Genomic DNA, 15,275 nt, shown 5'->3' on the forward strand with positions numbered 1-15,275 from the left:
TTTCGGAATTAAGAATTATCATAATTTCATTTAAATAAATCCGAAATCGAAATTCCGAATTCCGAAATCAATTTATCTTTTCATCACCCTGTCCAGTTCAATCTTAGTGTCGCGCTCCTTCATGGTTTCGCGTTTATCATAGGTCTTTTTACCTTGTGCAAGTCCAATCTCCAGTTTGGCAAAGCCGCGCTCGCTGATAAATAATGCCAGCGGAACGATGGTTAAACCTCTTTCTTCGCCTCGGGTCTGGAGTTTTTTGAGCTCTTTTTTATTTAACAACAAGATACGGTCGCGCTTGGCTTCGTGGTTGTAAAACGAGCCAAATGAGTATTCAGAAATATGCAGGTTGCGTACGTACAACTGGTTGTTGATGAACGTGCAAAATGCATCATTGATATTTGCCTTCCCTTGTCTTATCGATTTGATCTCGGTACCCAGCAGTTGTATACCTGCCACGTATTTATCAAGTATATGATATTCAAAGTAAGCTTTTTTATTTTTTATATAGATGTTATCCTGGCTCATAATTATCAAACCGCAAACTTACAAAATTAGTTTGACTGTGGCTTTACCACCAGTACCGGCACGTTAACCATATGCCTTACCGAGTTTACGGTGGTGCCAAATATAAGGTCTTTCAATGCCTTGTGACCATGCGATCCCATTACAATAAAGTCAACCTTCTCGTCTTTTACGATTTTGGCAATAGCGCTGGCAGGGTTGCCGTATCCAATTTGGCCTTGCGCACTATAGCCAAGGTTTTTTAGGGTGCAAACATATTTATCAAGATTGTTAAAATCAATCTGGGTTTCATTGTCCATAACCTCACCGCCATAGTAGCGGGCACCCGCGGTTTCAACAACGTGTATCAATGTATAATCTGCTTTTTTACCACCTTGCATAATGGCATGGCGCAGGCAATCGGTGTCGTTCTTTGAAAAGTCTATCGTTATGGCAATGTGATTGTAAATTATCGCGTCAAGCTCGGTAATAGCATTGGCTATGCCATGTGGCACAATAGCAGGCCTGTCATGATGTTTAAATAATAATGGCCGTATGAAAACGTAGATAAGCAAAACAGCTACAGCAATAACAATGGGGACTACTACAGCATAAATCCATACCGGTGACGGGCTGCCATTTACCCAATCACCAATTTGTTCGTATACCAGCTTGGCATTTAAGGCAACGATTAACAAGGCACTTCCCCATGCTAACGCCCTTGTTTGGAAATTGATAGCAAGCTTGCCCATCCTTTTCCTGTCAGATGTAAAGTGTATGAGGGGGATTACCGCAAAACCCAATTGAAGGCTTAAAACAACCTGGCTTAAGATCAGCAGTTTTCCTAAACCTTCCTCACCATAATAAAGTATGGTAAATACCGCAGGTACAATAGCCAATACACGGGTAAGCAGGCGGCGTAACCAGGGCTCTATCCGAAGGTTAATGTGGCCTTCCATTATGATCTGCCCGGCGAGCGTACCTGTAATAGTTGAGCTTTGGCCTGAAGCTATTAAGGCTATGGCAAATAATGTAGGCGCTATTGCCCCGAAAATATGCTCCAGCAGTTTAAACGCGTCCTGAATTTCGGCTACTTCAAAATATCCGTTTCTGAAAAAAGCGCTTGCCGCTAATATTAGTATGGCAGCGTTTACAAAAAATGCCAGGTTAAGGGCTATAACGGTGTCAAACAGGTTAAACTTAATAGCCGACCTGAAGCCTTCCTCGGTACGGGTTATCTGCCGGGTTTGCACCAGCGATGAGTGCAGGTATAAGTTATGTGGCATAACCGTAGCACCAATAATGCCTATAGCTATATAAAGCATTTGCTGGCTTATTTTATCACCTTTAAACAAATTACCCGGGATAAACCCTTTGGCTATCTCTATAACATCCGGCTTAACGATAAACATTTCAACCAAAAAAGAGAGCCCTACTATAAAGATCATCGAAATGATAAAACCCTCCAGTTTTCGCATGCCCTTATTCATGAGGTAAAGCATCAGCACGGTATCGGTAATAGTTAATGATACGCCCCAGATCAAGGGCAGGTGAAACAGGAGCTTTAAGCCAATAGCCATACCTATGATTTCGGCGAGGTCGCAGGCTATGATAGCTATCTGGGCCAATATATACAACCAAAAATTCACAAAACGTGGATAGGCGTTTTTAGAAGCCTGGGCAAGGTCGAGCCCACGCACTATTCCTAACCGGGCTGCCAGCGATTGCAACAAGAGCGCTATCATATTTGATACAAACAACACCCAGATGAGTTTATACCCAAAGGCACTGCCGCCGGCAATGTCCGTTGCCCAGTTTCCCGGGTCCATATAGCCTACGCTCACCAGGTAAGCCGGGCCCAAAAAAGCCGCCAGCTTGCGCCACCCTGTTTTATTTTCGGTGGTTACAGATCCGTGTACGTTGCCTAAAGATTGGTTAGTTGTATTGTTCATAGGGCTATAAGTAGGTTATTAGCTACCTCACGGCTAATGTGCACTTCTTTATTGCCGGTTTGTACCACTACCGAATGGTCATATTCAATAATATCAGTGATCATTATTTTGCAGCCTATAGTAAGCTGCTTTTTATCGAGGTATTGTAAAAAAGATGAACTATGGTCACGAACGCCTGAGATTATACCGCATTGGTTTACTGTTACGGCCGAAACCGGTTTTAACTCGTGTGTGTCAAAACGCCCATTACAATCCGGTATCGGGTCGCCGTGCGGGTCATGTTTGGGATAACCCATAAACTGGTCAAGGCGGTCAATAAGTTCCTGGGATGAAATATGTTCCATCTCCTCGGCAAGGTCGTGTACCTGGTCCCATTTAAAATTAAGCTTCTCAACCAAAAAATACTCCCACAGCCGGTGTTTGCGAATAATGCCTATGGCTATTTTTTCGCCGGAGGGGGTGAGGCTTACGCCCTGGTAAGGGACGTAGTTGATGAGCGCTTTTTCGGCAAGCTTTTTTAGCATGTCGGTAACTGAAGATGCTTTGGTATTTAGCGAGGATGCGATTTGATTTGTACTCGCATTTCCATCATTTACAGAGAGATGATAGATGGATTTTAAGTAGTTTTCCTCGGCTAAAGTATTCATTTAAACAAATCTAATAAAAAATTTAGACTAATCTAAAAAAATAAACGTTAGGAAATATGTTTTCGTTGAAGTACTTTAACGAAAAATTAAATTTTGCGAAGCGAGGAAAATACTATATTTGCATACAACTATGGCCGCCGAATTAGATAAAATAGACCTACAGATACTCAAGATTTTACAGGAAAACGGAAGGATAACCAACCTCCAGCTGTCTAACGAGATAGGGCTTTCGCCAGCACCTACTCTTGAACGCGTGCGTAAACTTGAGAACGCCGAATACATAAAAAGCTATCATGCACTGGTAGATGAAGAGAAATTAGGATTAGGTATCAAAACCTTTATCCAGATCTCCCTTGATTTTCATCAGAAAAATACCATTCAAACTTTTTTAGATGAGATCAAGAACATTAAAGAGGTAACCGAGTGCCATCACGTAACCGGCCAGTGTGATTTTTTGCTGAAGGTATACGTTCGTGATATCAAATCATATGAGCAACTCATTATGGAAAAGATCAGCCGCATTACCGTGGTGAAAACGTTCCAAACAATGATGATCATGTCTACCAGTAAAAAAGAGCCTATAGTGCCGCTGGAGTATTAGACATAAGAAGCAAGACTATAAGAATCAAGAGTCAAGAAGAAGGGTTGAATATCTTTCATTTCTTGACTCTTTTTATTTTCAGACTTTTTTAAATCTTGTTTCTTGACTCTTGGCGTTTTGTCTCTCGCTCAATGTATTTGCCAGTCAATCTCTTTTTTACCTTCTTTTTTCAATATCTCGTTAGTTTTTGAAAACGGTTTGCTGCCGAAAAAACCGCGGTCAGCGGAGAATGGTGAAGGGTGTGGGGAGCGGATAATAAAATGTTTCTTTTCGTCTATCAAAACTGCTTTTGATTGGGCGAAGGCTCCCCATAGTATAAACACGATGCCTTCTTTTTTATCCGAGATGGTTTTGATCACTTCGTCTGTAAATTCTTCCCAGCCTCTTTTCTGGTGCGAGCCTGCGTTACCGGCCCTTACTGTAAGGGTGGCATTAAGCAGCAATACACCCTGTTGGGCCCACTCTTCAAGATTGCCATGTGCGGGGATTTTAAATCCGGGAATATCGTTTTGCAGCTCTTTGTAAATGTTTATCAATGATCGGGGAATAGCAATGCCCTTTTGTACTGAAAAGGAAAGACCATGGGCCTGGTGAGCGCCATGATAAGGGTCCTGCCCTAATATAACTACTTTGACATCCTCAAAAGGCGTGGTATTGAAAGCGTTGAAGATTTCGCCGTTTTTAGGATAAACAACTTGCCCTGATTGCTGCTCTTCTTTTAAAAATTGTTTAAGTTTTATCATGTAAGGTTTGTCAAATTCCTGCTGTAGAACCTCAAGCCATGATGGTGGTAATGCAATCGCCATAAATATTTATATAGAAGTTGGTTTAGCGTACAAATAAACAGATATTTGCGCTAATATTAGTATCACAAATTATGTCAAATATTGTTCGGTTAGTTATTGCTTGCGTGGTGATGGGTGCGGCGGTTGCGCTTTGTGCATTCGGTTTTTGGGGATGGGGTATTTTTGTTTTGTTAATGGGCGGTATTATATTGCTTAGCTTCTTCTTTAACGAGAACATGATCATCGCCCAGTATTTTTTACGCAAGGAAAATTCTGAAAAATCAGAAGCGTGGTTAATGAAAATTACCGATTACGAAAAACAGCTGCATAAAAATCAGCACGGTTATTACAATCTGTTGATCGGTTTGATCGAATCGCGTAAGGCGCCAATGAAATCAGAGAAGTATTTCAAGAAAGCTTTATCGCTTGGTATGAAAATGTCGCACAACACGGCCTTAGCCAAATTGAGCCTGGCTGGTATTTCCATGGCGAAGCGTAACAAGCGCGAAGCACAAATGTATTTATCGGAAGCTTCAAAGGATGATAAAAACAAATTGCTTACCGAGCAGATCAAAATGATGAAAGGCCAGTTGGCGCAAATGGATAAGCAGGTAGTAAGGGGCGGGTATCGTCAGTTTTAAAGAAAACAGAAAAACAAATAGAAAAAGGAATAAAAAATAAAAGGGACGCGAAAACCGCGTCCCTTTTATTTTTCTTCAATGGCACTGAAATAATCAGGCGTAGCTGAATGGTTTTGATAAGGCTGAACGTAGCTGTCTGTGTATGATGAATATTCAGTTTCTTCAGACGGGTTGGCCACTTCAACAAGCTTCAATAAACTCCTGATGAACGACAGGTTGAAATTGCTCCTGTTAAGTTTAATCAGGTATTCGTTTTCGGTGATCTCCAATATTGAGTTGGTCATGATATTTTGTAATATATGTTTATTACAATAGTAGCTAACTCTTTTTAAATGAAAGTATTATTTTTTTTAAGCTTTTGTTAAGAAATTATAACCGCTGATTGGATAGATTACGCTGATTGCGTTGATTTTTATGTGGAGAACCTTGATTACCCTGATTAAAAGATTTTATGATTGATCATAAACTAAAATGGCCTGCACAAAGCAGGCCATTATTAAATATCGGGGTAATCCTAAAATCCTACAAATCAAGGTTCATTATTCAAACCAAGCCATCACCTCTTCTTTGGTCGGCATGGTAATATCGAGTTTTAGTTTTTTACGCATCCCGCCAAGATCATTAAATACCTTGTTGGGGTTAGCTGCTTTTAATTCTTCGACGGTATTAAAGCCCATTTTATTCAATACCGGAACCCATTCAGCAGATATACCTATGTTTATAAAGTCCTCCGCAGTGGCGACCTTGGCTTTTTTCTCAGGACGCATTTGTGGGAAAAACAATACTTCCTGGATAGTGCTTTGATTGGTCATCAGCATTACCAGCCTGTCGATACCGATACCTAAACCAGATGTTGGCGGCATACCGTATTCAAGTGCACGTAAAAAATCGTCATCCATGGCCATTGCTTCGTCATCACCACGACCGGCCAGGATCAGCTGCTCTTCCAAACGCTCGCGCTGGTCGATAGGGTCATTCAGCTCCGAGTAAGCATTTGCTATCTCTTTACCATTCACGAATAATTCGAAACGCTCAACCAAGCCCTCTTTAGTGCGGTGCTTTTTGGCAAGCGGTGTCATTTCGATAGGGTAGTCGGTAATGTAAGTAGGCTGGATCAGGTGATGCTCAACTTTAGCGCTGAAGATCTCATCGATCAATTTGCCTTTACCCATGCTTGGGTTTATTTCTATTTTCAATTCATTACAAACTTCGCGCAAGCCTGCTTCGTCCATTGCCGATACATCAATACCGGTATATTTCAGGATCGAATCATACATCGATAGTTTTTCGTACGGACCTGCAAAGTTGATCTCATTGCTGCCAACTTGTACAACCGGGATTCCGTGAACTGCTTTGGCAACAGTTTCCAGGCACTCCTCAACCATAGCCATCATCCATATATAGTCTTTATAGGCTACATAAATTTCCATGGCAGTAAACTCCGGGTTGTGAGTGCGGTCCATGCCTTCATTGCGGAACATTTTACCAAACTCATAAACACCGTCAAAGCCGGCAACGATAAGCCTTTTTAAGTAAAGCTCGTTGGCGATACGTAAAAACAAGGGCATATCCAGCGTGTTATGGTGCGTTGCAAACGGACGGGCCGCCGCACCGCCATGAACAGGCTGCAGAATAGGGGTTTCCACTTCCATCCATCCCTGGGTGTTAAAGTAACTGCGCATAGCGCTGATCACTTTTGAGCGGTTAATGAAAATCTGCTTGTAATCGGGGTTAACCGTTAAATCCACATAACGCTGACGATAACGCAGTTCAGGGTCGGTAAAACCATCATGGATAGTTCCGTCTTCTTCGCGTTTCACAACCGGTAACGGTTTCAGAGATTTTGAAAGTACAACCAGCTCACGTACGTGAACCGAGATCTCGCCTGTTTGAGTAAGGAACACATAACCTTTTACGCCAATGTAGTCGCCAATGTCCAGTAGTTTTTTGAATACGGTATTATATAAAGTTTTATCCTCGTCAGGGCAAATATCATCGCGTTTCAGGTAGATCTGCACACGGCCGGTCGAATCCTGTAATTCGGCAAACGAAGCGCTGCCCATGATACGGCGGGTCATGATCCTGCCTGCAATTACAACATCCTGGTAGGCCTCGGGTTTATCCTTAAAATTATCGGCTATATCCTGTGCCCAGGCGTTAACATTAAAAGCTTCGGCAGGGTAAGGGTTAATTCCCAGTGCACGTAGCTCCTGTAAAGATTTGCGGCGAATGATTTCCTGTTCGGATAATGCAATACTCATGTGATGTACGGTATTTTAATAAAGGTGCAAAAGTAAGGTTTTTTAAGTTATCACGCTATCACACCGATCAAAAATGTGTTTGGTAAGCGCAGTCAGGTGGGTTTATCTTCAATCCTACAAAACCACCACTTGTATCAAATATTTTACCCCTTTAAAATAATCGGTCTCAAAAACATATTACTTTAGCAAAACCATTATAACATTCCGTAAACCATGAAAAAAGTCTCTGCCCTCATTTTATTGATATCGGCGTTCTCTGTTAAAGTGTTTGCACAAACCGATGCCAATTTGTACGACCCCAATACCAAACCCCAACTGGTTGCCAAACAATTCTCCTTTACCGAAGGACCCGCTGTTGATAAAAAAGGCAATGTGTTTTTCACCGATCAGCCCAACAATAAAATCTGGAAATATGATACCGATGGCAAGCTTTCTGTTTTTCTGGATAGCGCGGGCCGCTCAAACGGGATGTATTTTGATAAAAAAGGCAATCTCATTAGCTGTGCCGATGCTGATGATCAGCTGTGGGCCATCAGCCCTAAAGGAAAGGTGACCGTTTTGCTGAAAGACTATGAAGGGCATAAGTTTAACGGCCCTAATGATGTTTGGGTGCGCCCGGACGGGGGCATCTACATAACGGATCCCTACTATCAACGTGACTACTGGGCCCGCAAGCAACCTGATCTTGACGGCCAAAAATTATACTTCCTGGCCAATGGAAAAGCACCGGCTGTTATGGTTGATGATAAGTTTGTACGTCCTAACGGCATCATCGGAACTCCGGATGGTAAGACTTTGTATGTAGCCGATATCGGCGATAACAAAACCTATCGTTACGATATCAATAAAGATGGTACATTATCTAACCGAACCCTGTTTATAGCTATGGGCTGCGATGGCATGACGATAGACGAGCATGGTAATATTTATATGTGCGGCAAAGGCGTTACCATAGTTAACCCCAAAGGCGAAAAGATTGGCCACATAGATATCGATGAACCGTGGACTGCCAACATCTGTTTTGGCGGCAAAAACAAAGATGTATTATTTATAACCGCATCAAAGGCAGTTTACACTTTTAAAATGAATGTAAAAGGAGTGGATTAATCCTGTTTCCTAATAGCTTCAGAATTAGCAAAACTTACACAAATGGCAGGTGTTCAATTTTTAAAAGTGTGAACACTTGTTGTTTTTGTCTAAATTTTATCCATTGATAATCAATTTGTTATAAATATCAAGAAATCCTCAATAGCATAAATTGAACACCTTGATATTGATAATCAGTTAGTTGTGAAAATTGATTGCAAAAGGTTGAACACCCCTTTTTTCAAAAATTGAACACCCGCGAAAAAGCCAACAAAAAGGCCGGGAATATTTATACTCCCGGCTTTCCTTTTTCAATTACCAATTTCTTATGTTCCCGAAGCTCCGGTATCTACCTTAACTTCAAGCGCTATCCTAACCGCAGTTGGCAGGCTTGAGAGCAGGGTATAACCTGTTGCTGTTTCAATATCTTTGATAGTTGTTATGTACTTGGTCCAGTCGGAGTTGATGGTGTTAACATTAGGGGTGTTTACCGCGATAACCCTGGTTGAAGCGGTAACCCTCGCAACGTCGCCGTCACCTTTCGGGATGATCAGGGCGACTTTCCAAACGTTGCTGGGTACATTTACGTGGCCATTATTGATGGTACTGGCAGCGCCGTTTGAACCTGTTCCCCCTGTACCATAGCTGCCCATAATTATGTAAACCTCATTGCCGGCCGCCACTTGTTCGCGCAGGTAATTTTCAAGATTGGCCCAGGTTTGCTGGTTATTTTGAGGCGCCTGCGGTATCATATTGGTCATCAGGAAGGTTGATGAGTTAGCGTCGGTCGAGCTGGTACGATCGGCCGAGGGACAGTTATGCCCCCTGTCGAACCCGCTGCCCGAATAGCTGTTGCTCTCCACCTGGTACCAGCCGGCAGGGATCCCGCTCCAGCCGGCAAAATTATCCAAGCGACCAGTCGCATTAGTGGTATTGGTCGCATCAAGGTGCCAGCTTACCCAGTTTGGTTCGCCTTTAGTAGCGTTGTATGATTCTACATAATACTTCTGGTCTATAAGGTAGTTATCCTTAGATGCCAGTGTTGAAAGGGCGTTTGAAGGGTTGCCAAAAAGCAGGTTGCTGTTATCGCCGCTTACAGGAGGCGCGTCGGCTCCGGCGGTAACGTCCCTTGGTGTTGCTGAGTTTGATGTGCCGGTAGTATCGCTGCCGCCCGTATCAGGTATGCCAACGGTGATGCCCGGATCGCCGGTACCCTTAAAGGTAATATCATCAATATTGATGCGGGTTGTGCCTGCTTTTTTGATCTCAAACCTAACTTTACCCGTAACGCTCACTTTAAATGAGTCGGTTACCAGGGTGGTATTGGTTTCAGTAATATCGGTACCTACCTGCGTGTAATTCGCCCCGCCGTCGGTCGACATCAGCAACTGCCAGGTCGATGTGGCATCGCTGCCATATTTACCATGTTTAATGTATAAAGTAGTAAGGCCTTTGATATCAAAATTCATCGCGATATCCCCGGTACGCAGCCTTACAGATTTACTGCCATCTTTAAGGTCGGCAGCGAGATTGCCTATCAGGGCATCGCTAAAATTCCAGCTTCCGGTGCTTAGGGTTACATCGGCTGCTGCGTAGGCGGTTTTACTGCCCTGTTCAAAACCTTCGGTAATGGAATAAGGAACCGGGGCAGGAGGACTTGCTGTAGTATCGCCGGTTTTTGGTGGAGTAGGCGAGTTTTTAAGGTCTTTGGAACATCCGGCAAAGGTTAAAGCTAAGCCCAGGCCGATAAGTAAGTTGTTAATTTTCATAGTGTGTTTTTTATGATAGATAAATACAATGCATAGCAAAAGCGTTTACGCTGTGCAAATTTTTAAACCGGAAAGATTTAGGGGAACTAAAAGAAACAGGAATACGCATTCACATGCTCCTGTTGGGATATTATTGTGCCATTACAAGGCCGGTGCAGTGCTTGCACGCTAACAGTTAAAACTTAAATATTACCATTACCGGCTTTGGCAGTTGTCATAAGCACTATATCAACCTTTCAAAATTGAACTTTGTGTATTCAATTTAGGTTAAATCAATGTTAGTAAATAGGTTTTGAATGGTAACTTTTCAGTTGCAAAGCGGCGGTATAAATAACACCTGCAGGGTTGGTGCTTGACTTTAAAGGATTGGTTTTTTAAGTAAAAATCCCTTATACCGGTTAGGGTATAAGGGATTTATCCGCCTGTTGTTAGGTTAATTTATTGCTTTGGCTTGCCATCGGCATCAAGCTCAATAATCGGGTAGCCCAGTTTTTGCAGGCCCGGATAGATCCTTGCCTTATCGCCGACAACCAAAATGATCATGTTGTTGGGATTGAGGTATTTTGAAGCAAGCTCATTGATCTCGGCGGGAGTAATGGTCGATAGTATCTTACTTTGCTCGTCAACAAAAGTAGGTTTAAGGCCGTACTCCTGGATGCGCGATAAAAACGCCGCTTTTTGCGCGTTGGTTTCATAACGGCGGGCATCACTCTGGCCGATAGAAGTTTGGGTGAACTTCAATTCTTCGGGTGTAATCCCTGTTTTTTGGTAGTTGGTGATCTCCTTCATAAACTCAACCACCGAGCTATCGGTAGCCGTAGCCAATACGCCGGCCGCGGCGGTGAAGTCGCCGCCATATCTACCCGAACTGAAAGATGAACGGGCACCATATGTCCAGCCTTTTTTCTCACGCAGGTTAAGATTGATGTGACTGTTGAATGCGCCCCCTAAAATGTAGTTGGCTATGTTCAGCTTATAATAATCGCCTGTTGCATCATAGTTTAGTTTATCCAGATACCCGATACGGATTTCAGATTGTGCCGCGCCCGGGATATCAACCAGGTATAGCGTGGTTTTATCAAATGTTTTACCCTCAGCAGGAGCAGGGATGTTCACCTTTTTATCCTTCCATGTATTGAGGAAAGCGAGTGCGCTTTTTGCAGATGCCTCGCTAACATCGCCTACCACAACAATTTTGGTCAGCGATGGCGAAAAGTTTTTATCGTAATAGTCCTGAACATCCTGCAACGTTATACCTGCAACAGTTTCTTCATTACCGCCCGCAGCGTAAGTGCGTACGTTATCGGTACCATAAAGGATTTTGCTGTAAACTGTGCTTGCTACGCCTGCAGGTTGGGTTTTAGCTTGTTTAAAGCCTTCCAAAGTTTGCTTCTTGATCCTGTCGAGCGCGTCCTGGGTGAATTTAGGGTGATATAACCTTTCTTCGAGCAGGGACATTGTCTTGCCCAGGTTTTTGGTGAGCGACGATACCTCAGCATCAATCTGATCTAAACTGGCATAAAAAGTGATACTGCTACCCAGTTTATCCAGTTCGGAGTTGAAATCTTCGGCAGTGTATTTCTGCGTTTCTTCATTCATCATGCGGCCAACAATACCTGCCAGGCCTGCTTTTGATGGATCATTGATGGCAAACAAGCCTCCGCCTTTAATAGAGATTGACATAGATACCGATGGGATCTCGTTATTTTGCGTACCGATGATATTGATACCATTTGATGTATTGGCCGACCATATAGCCGGAACTTTAATGGCCGGGTTAGGGCCAACGCCAGGTTTTGCAGTACGATCAAAACTATCTTTAGGCTTATGATAGGTTAAACCATTATAACCATAATCCGGTGCTTTGTAACCTGTGGTATCAACAGTAAAATTATCGGGTGCTACAGGCTGCATATTGCCGCCTTTAGGCAATACGCTCAGTATTACCGCCGGTTTTCCTTTAATATACTGGTTGTAAACGCGCATCACATCCTCTTTGGTAACCGCGCGGATAGCAGCAAGTTCGCGGCCAATTTGGTTGGGGTTACCGGTAAAGGTTTGTGCCTGCGCCAGTTCAGATACTTTACCGCTTACGCTCGATAAACTGTTGATATAATCGGCTTCGGCGGTGGCTTTAAAGCGGGCCAGGTCATCGTCACTTACACCTTTTTTCTCAAACTCGCCTAATGACTCGTCTACCAGTTTCTTGGTGTCAGCCAAAGTTTGACCAGGGAAAGGTATAACCCGCATGCTGATCTCACCGGCCAGTTCGGTATTGGATGAACTCATGGTGGCCTGTGCCGCCTTACGGGTTTTTACAAAGTTTTTGTAAAAGATAGAGTTACGGCCCTGCCCGATGATGGCCGACAAAGCATCAAGAGGCGACATGTCTTTATCATAGATCTTTACGCCCGGATAGCTTACAGATAACAAGGGGAACTTGGCGTAATTATCCGTGTAGGATACATACCTGTCGGCCTTTAACACAGGTGCAGGTAAATACATATTCTTTACCACAGGACCTCTTGGGATCCCGCCAAAATATTTGCTCACCCAGGCAAGGGTTTGTTTTGGGTTAAGATCGCCGCCAATGGTTAGCGTGGCATTATTAGGGCCGTACCATCTCAGGAAAAAGTTTTTAAGATCGTTTACGCCTACTTTATTCAGCTCCTCAATATAGCCAATGGTAAGCCATGAATAGGGGTGGCCGTATGGATAAAGTGTTTTTGATGCATACTGGCTAACTAAACCATATGGGCGGTTATCGTAGTTTTGCCCGCGTTCGTTTTTTACGGTTGCACGCTGCACCTCAAATTTTTGTTGGGTGACAGCATCGAGCAGGAAGCCCATCCTGTCCGACTCCAGCCAAAGCATTTTTTCCAGCTGATTGGCGGGTACGGTTTCATAATAGTTGGTACGGTCGCGGTTAGTTGAACCGTTTAGGGTACCGCCTGCTTCGGTGATGATCTTAAAATGATCGCCATTGGCTACATGATCTGATCCCTGGAACATCATATGCTCAAAAAAGTGGGCGAAGCCCGATTTGCCGATCTCCTCACGGGCCGAACCTACGTGATAGGTGATATCCACATGGACCAGCGGATCGGAGTGGTCTTCGGCCAAAATAACCGTGAGGCCATTGGGTAATACATATTTTTCATAGGGGATCACCAGCTCGGTTCCCTTGCGGGTAACCTTTTCAATAAGCTTTGGTTGCGTGGCGGTTTGAGCAACCGCGTTAAGCGCCAGTACAGCAATTGATGGAGTGATCAATGCATGCTTTAAAAGTTTGATCATTTGTGTTAATTGTTTAAGTATTAGTCAGTCAACCGGCGTTTCGTTTGGTAAACACCGGAACCACTATATTAAGCAATTTATACTACTGGTTAATATTGTTGCGATGTAATTTGATTTGTGTAACGGATTTGTGACGCGTGTGGTATTTATGGAACGATACCGTATAAAAAACGTCATTGCGAGGTACGAAGCAATCCCCGATTTGCAGAGCCGCCTGTATAGTTTGGGATTGCTTCGTACCTCGCAATGACGTTTTCTTTTATTAGTCGGGTGAAAAATCTATTTACCTCCAACCACCACCAACAGCCTGGTATAAATTAACCGAGCTCAGGAAGATATCCCGCTTAATACCAGCCAGCTCAAGTTCGGCATCAAGTACGCTGCGTTGCGCGGTGATAATTTCAAGGTAATTGGCCCGGCCAACAAGGTATAAATCGTTGGCTACGGACAAGGCATTGTTTAGCGATTGCAGCTCCTGTTGTTTAAATTCAAAAGCGCGGTTAAAATTCTCTATCCCGCTCAAATTATTTTTCACTTCCTGGAAACCGGAAAGGATACTTTTTTGATAATTGTACACCGCTATTTTCTGCTCGGCTATAGTCCGCTCATATTCTGCTTTGATAGCCTTGCGGTTAAAAATAGGGGCGGTGATACCTCCTAAAATACCATAAGTAAATGAAGCGGGATCGAATAACAGGTTTGCTCTAAAGCTATTATAGCCAACATACGGAGTTAAAGTTAAAGTGGGGAAAAAGTTTGCCCTTGCCGCTTTGATATCCGCGTTCATGGCGGTAAGCTCCAGTTCGGCAGAGCGGATATCCGGCCTGTTTAACAGCATTTGCGATGGAACTCCTGTACCAACAACCACTGGTAGTTTCGTTTTCATGATAGAAGTATCCCGTGTTACCGTTCCGGTATAACTTCCGGTTAAAAAGCGGAGCTGATTTTCGGTTTCGGTGATCTGCTGGCGGGTGGTAAACTCCAAACCTTTGGTACGGGCCAACTGCGCCTCAAATTGCTGCACAGCCAATTCCGTAGCGCGGCCACCCAGTTTTTGGATTTTAACGATCTCCAGCGCGTGTTCCTGCAGCCTGATATTTTTTTTGATGATGCCTAATTCGGTATCGTAAGCCAGTAACTGATAATAAAGCCCGGCAATTTGGGCAGTGAGGGCTGTTGTTACCAGGCGATATCCGCTTTGACTGGCCAGGAAACGGGCAAAAGCGGCCTTTTTTTGGTTGTTTAACTTACCCCAAAGGTCAACCTCCCATGAGCTTTGAAAACCCATGAAATAGTTAGGTACAGGATTGGGGATATGCTGATCGCTATTGATGTTATTTGAAAAATTGGTATCGTAATTACCTACGCCGTTTTGGGTATAATCACCATATTTTTCAACCCCTGCGTTGGCGGCCAGGTTTATGGTAGGTAAAAGCTTTGAGGCGTTGAACCGTAGATTGGCCCGCGCGGCTTCAACCCTTTGCAGGGCGCTTAACAAATCAGGGTTTGCTTTAAGGGCTGTGTCAATCAGGCTCACGAGCCTCTGATCGGCAAAAAACTGGCCTATTGGAAAGGCTGCAATGGTTGCCGTATCAGTACTGTTATTGAATGACGACGGCAGATTAGCGGCCACTTCCTGCCCCGTGACCGGTTTATAGCTTTTACAGCCGGCCATGATTACCATCAAAAGTGCCGTATAGAGTATATAGAAAATTGCTTTTTTTAGCATTGCAGA

The 15,275-nt window shown here is 43.5% G+C and carries 12 protein-coding genes; 3 read left to right on the forward strand and 9 right to left on the reverse strand.

Features of this window, described 5'->3' with window-relative positions:
• Positions 1-72 precede the first annotated feature (72 nt).
• Genes smpB through ABIC84_RS02570 form a run of 3 tightly spaced genes read right to left on the reverse strand, consistent with a single transcriptional unit; the run spans position 73 to position 3,100 of the window.
• A complete protein-coding gene (gene smpB / locus ABIC84_RS02560; RefSeq protein WP_090527145.1) occupies positions 73-525 on the reverse strand; it encodes an SsrA-binding protein SmpB in 453 nt (150 codons plus the stop codon).
• A 26-nt stretch (positions 526-551) separates the two neighbouring features.
• Positions 552-2,453: an Nramp family divalent metal transporter gene (locus ABIC84_RS02565; RefSeq protein ID WP_426586985.1), complete on the reverse strand. Its 1,902-nt coding sequence runs from the start codon at positions 2,451-2,453 to the stop codon at positions 552-554.
• Positions 2,450-3,100: a metal-dependent transcriptional regulator gene (locus ABIC84_RS02570; protein ID WP_426586987.1), complete on the reverse strand. Its 651-nt coding sequence runs from the start codon at positions 3,098-3,100 to the stop codon at positions 2,450-2,452. The genes ABIC84_RS02565 and ABIC84_RS02570 overlap by 4 nt, the downstream gene beginning before the upstream one ends.
• Before the next feature lie 130 nt (positions 3,101-3,230).
• Here ABIC84_RS02570 and ABIC84_RS02575 point away from each other — a divergent pair, with 130 nt between their 5' ends.
• Positions 3,231-3,701 (forward strand): Lrp/AsnC family transcriptional regulator, encoded by a 471-nt coding sequence (locus tag ABIC84_RS02575; RefSeq protein ID WP_022832833.1) that lies wholly within the window; start codon positions 3,231-3,233, stop codon positions 3,699-3,701.
• A 128-nt stretch (positions 3,702-3,829) separates the two neighbouring features.
• Here the strand turns inward: ABIC84_RS02575 and ung are convergent, their stop codons facing one another.
• Entirely contained in the window at positions 3,830-4,507 is a 678-nt protein-coding gene (gene ung / locus ABIC84_RS02580) for a uracil-DNA glycosylase (RefSeq protein ID WP_426586990.1), read from the reverse strand.
• A 71-nt stretch (positions 4,508-4,578) separates the two neighbouring features.
• Between ung and ABIC84_RS02585 the strand changes: the two genes are divergently transcribed.
• A complete protein-coding gene (locus ABIC84_RS02585) occupies positions 4,579-5,127 on the forward strand; it encodes a DUF2892 domain-containing protein (protein ID WP_426586992.1) in 549 nt (182 codons plus the stop codon).
• 65 nt (positions 5,128-5,192) lie between these two features.
• On the opposite strand, the gene ABIC84_RS02590 is transcribed toward ABIC84_RS02585, so the two are convergent.
• Positions 5,193-5,411, reverse strand: a complete 219-nt coding sequence (locus tag ABIC84_RS02590) for a hypothetical protein (protein WP_129571701.1) — start codon at positions 5,409-5,411, stop codon at positions 5,193-5,195.
• A gap of 255 nt (positions 5,412-5,666) precedes the next feature.
• Positions 5,667-7,388, reverse strand: coding sequence for a lysine--tRNA ligase (lysS, locus tag ABIC84_RS02595; RefSeq protein ID WP_429262568.1), 1,722 nt, complete (start codon positions 7,386-7,388; stop codon positions 5,667-5,669).
• Between the two features lie 213 nt (positions 7,389-7,601).
• Between lysS and ABIC84_RS02600 the strand changes: the two genes are divergently transcribed.
• Positions 7,602-8,495 carry an SMP-30/gluconolactonase/LRE family protein gene (locus ABIC84_RS02600; RefSeq protein ID WP_429262569.1) on the forward strand — a complete coding sequence of 298 codons (894 nt, stop codon included), beginning with the start codon at positions 7,602-7,604 and terminating at the stop codon, positions 8,493-8,495.
• 305 nt (positions 8,496-8,800) lie between these two features.
• Here the strand turns inward: ABIC84_RS02600 and ABIC84_RS02605 are convergent, their stop codons facing one another.
• From ABIC84_RS02605 to ABIC84_RS02615, 3 genes are all read right to left on the reverse strand, one after another.
• Positions 8,801-10,243, reverse strand: coding sequence for a DNA/RNA non-specific endonuclease (locus tag ABIC84_RS02605; RefSeq protein ID WP_429262570.1), 1,443 nt, complete (start codon positions 10,241-10,243; stop codon positions 8,801-8,803).
• A gap of 438 nt (positions 10,244-10,681) precedes the next feature.
• Positions 10,682-13,540, reverse strand: a complete 2,859-nt coding sequence (locus tag ABIC84_RS02610; protein ID WP_429262571.1) for a M16 family metallopeptidase — start codon at positions 13,538-13,540, stop codon at positions 10,682-10,684.
• 283 nt (positions 13,541-13,823) lie between these two features.
• Positions 13,824-15,269, reverse strand: a complete 1,446-nt coding sequence (locus tag ABIC84_RS02615; RefSeq protein WP_429262572.1) for a TolC family protein — start codon at positions 15,267-15,269, stop codon at positions 13,824-13,826.
• Positions 15,270-15,275 lie beyond the last annotated feature (6 nt).

The sequence above is a fragment of the Mucilaginibacter sp. 3215 genome, assembly GCF_050433785.1.
Classification (GTDB): Bacteria; Bacteroidota; Bacteroidia; order Sphingobacteriales; family Sphingobacteriaceae; genus Mucilaginibacter.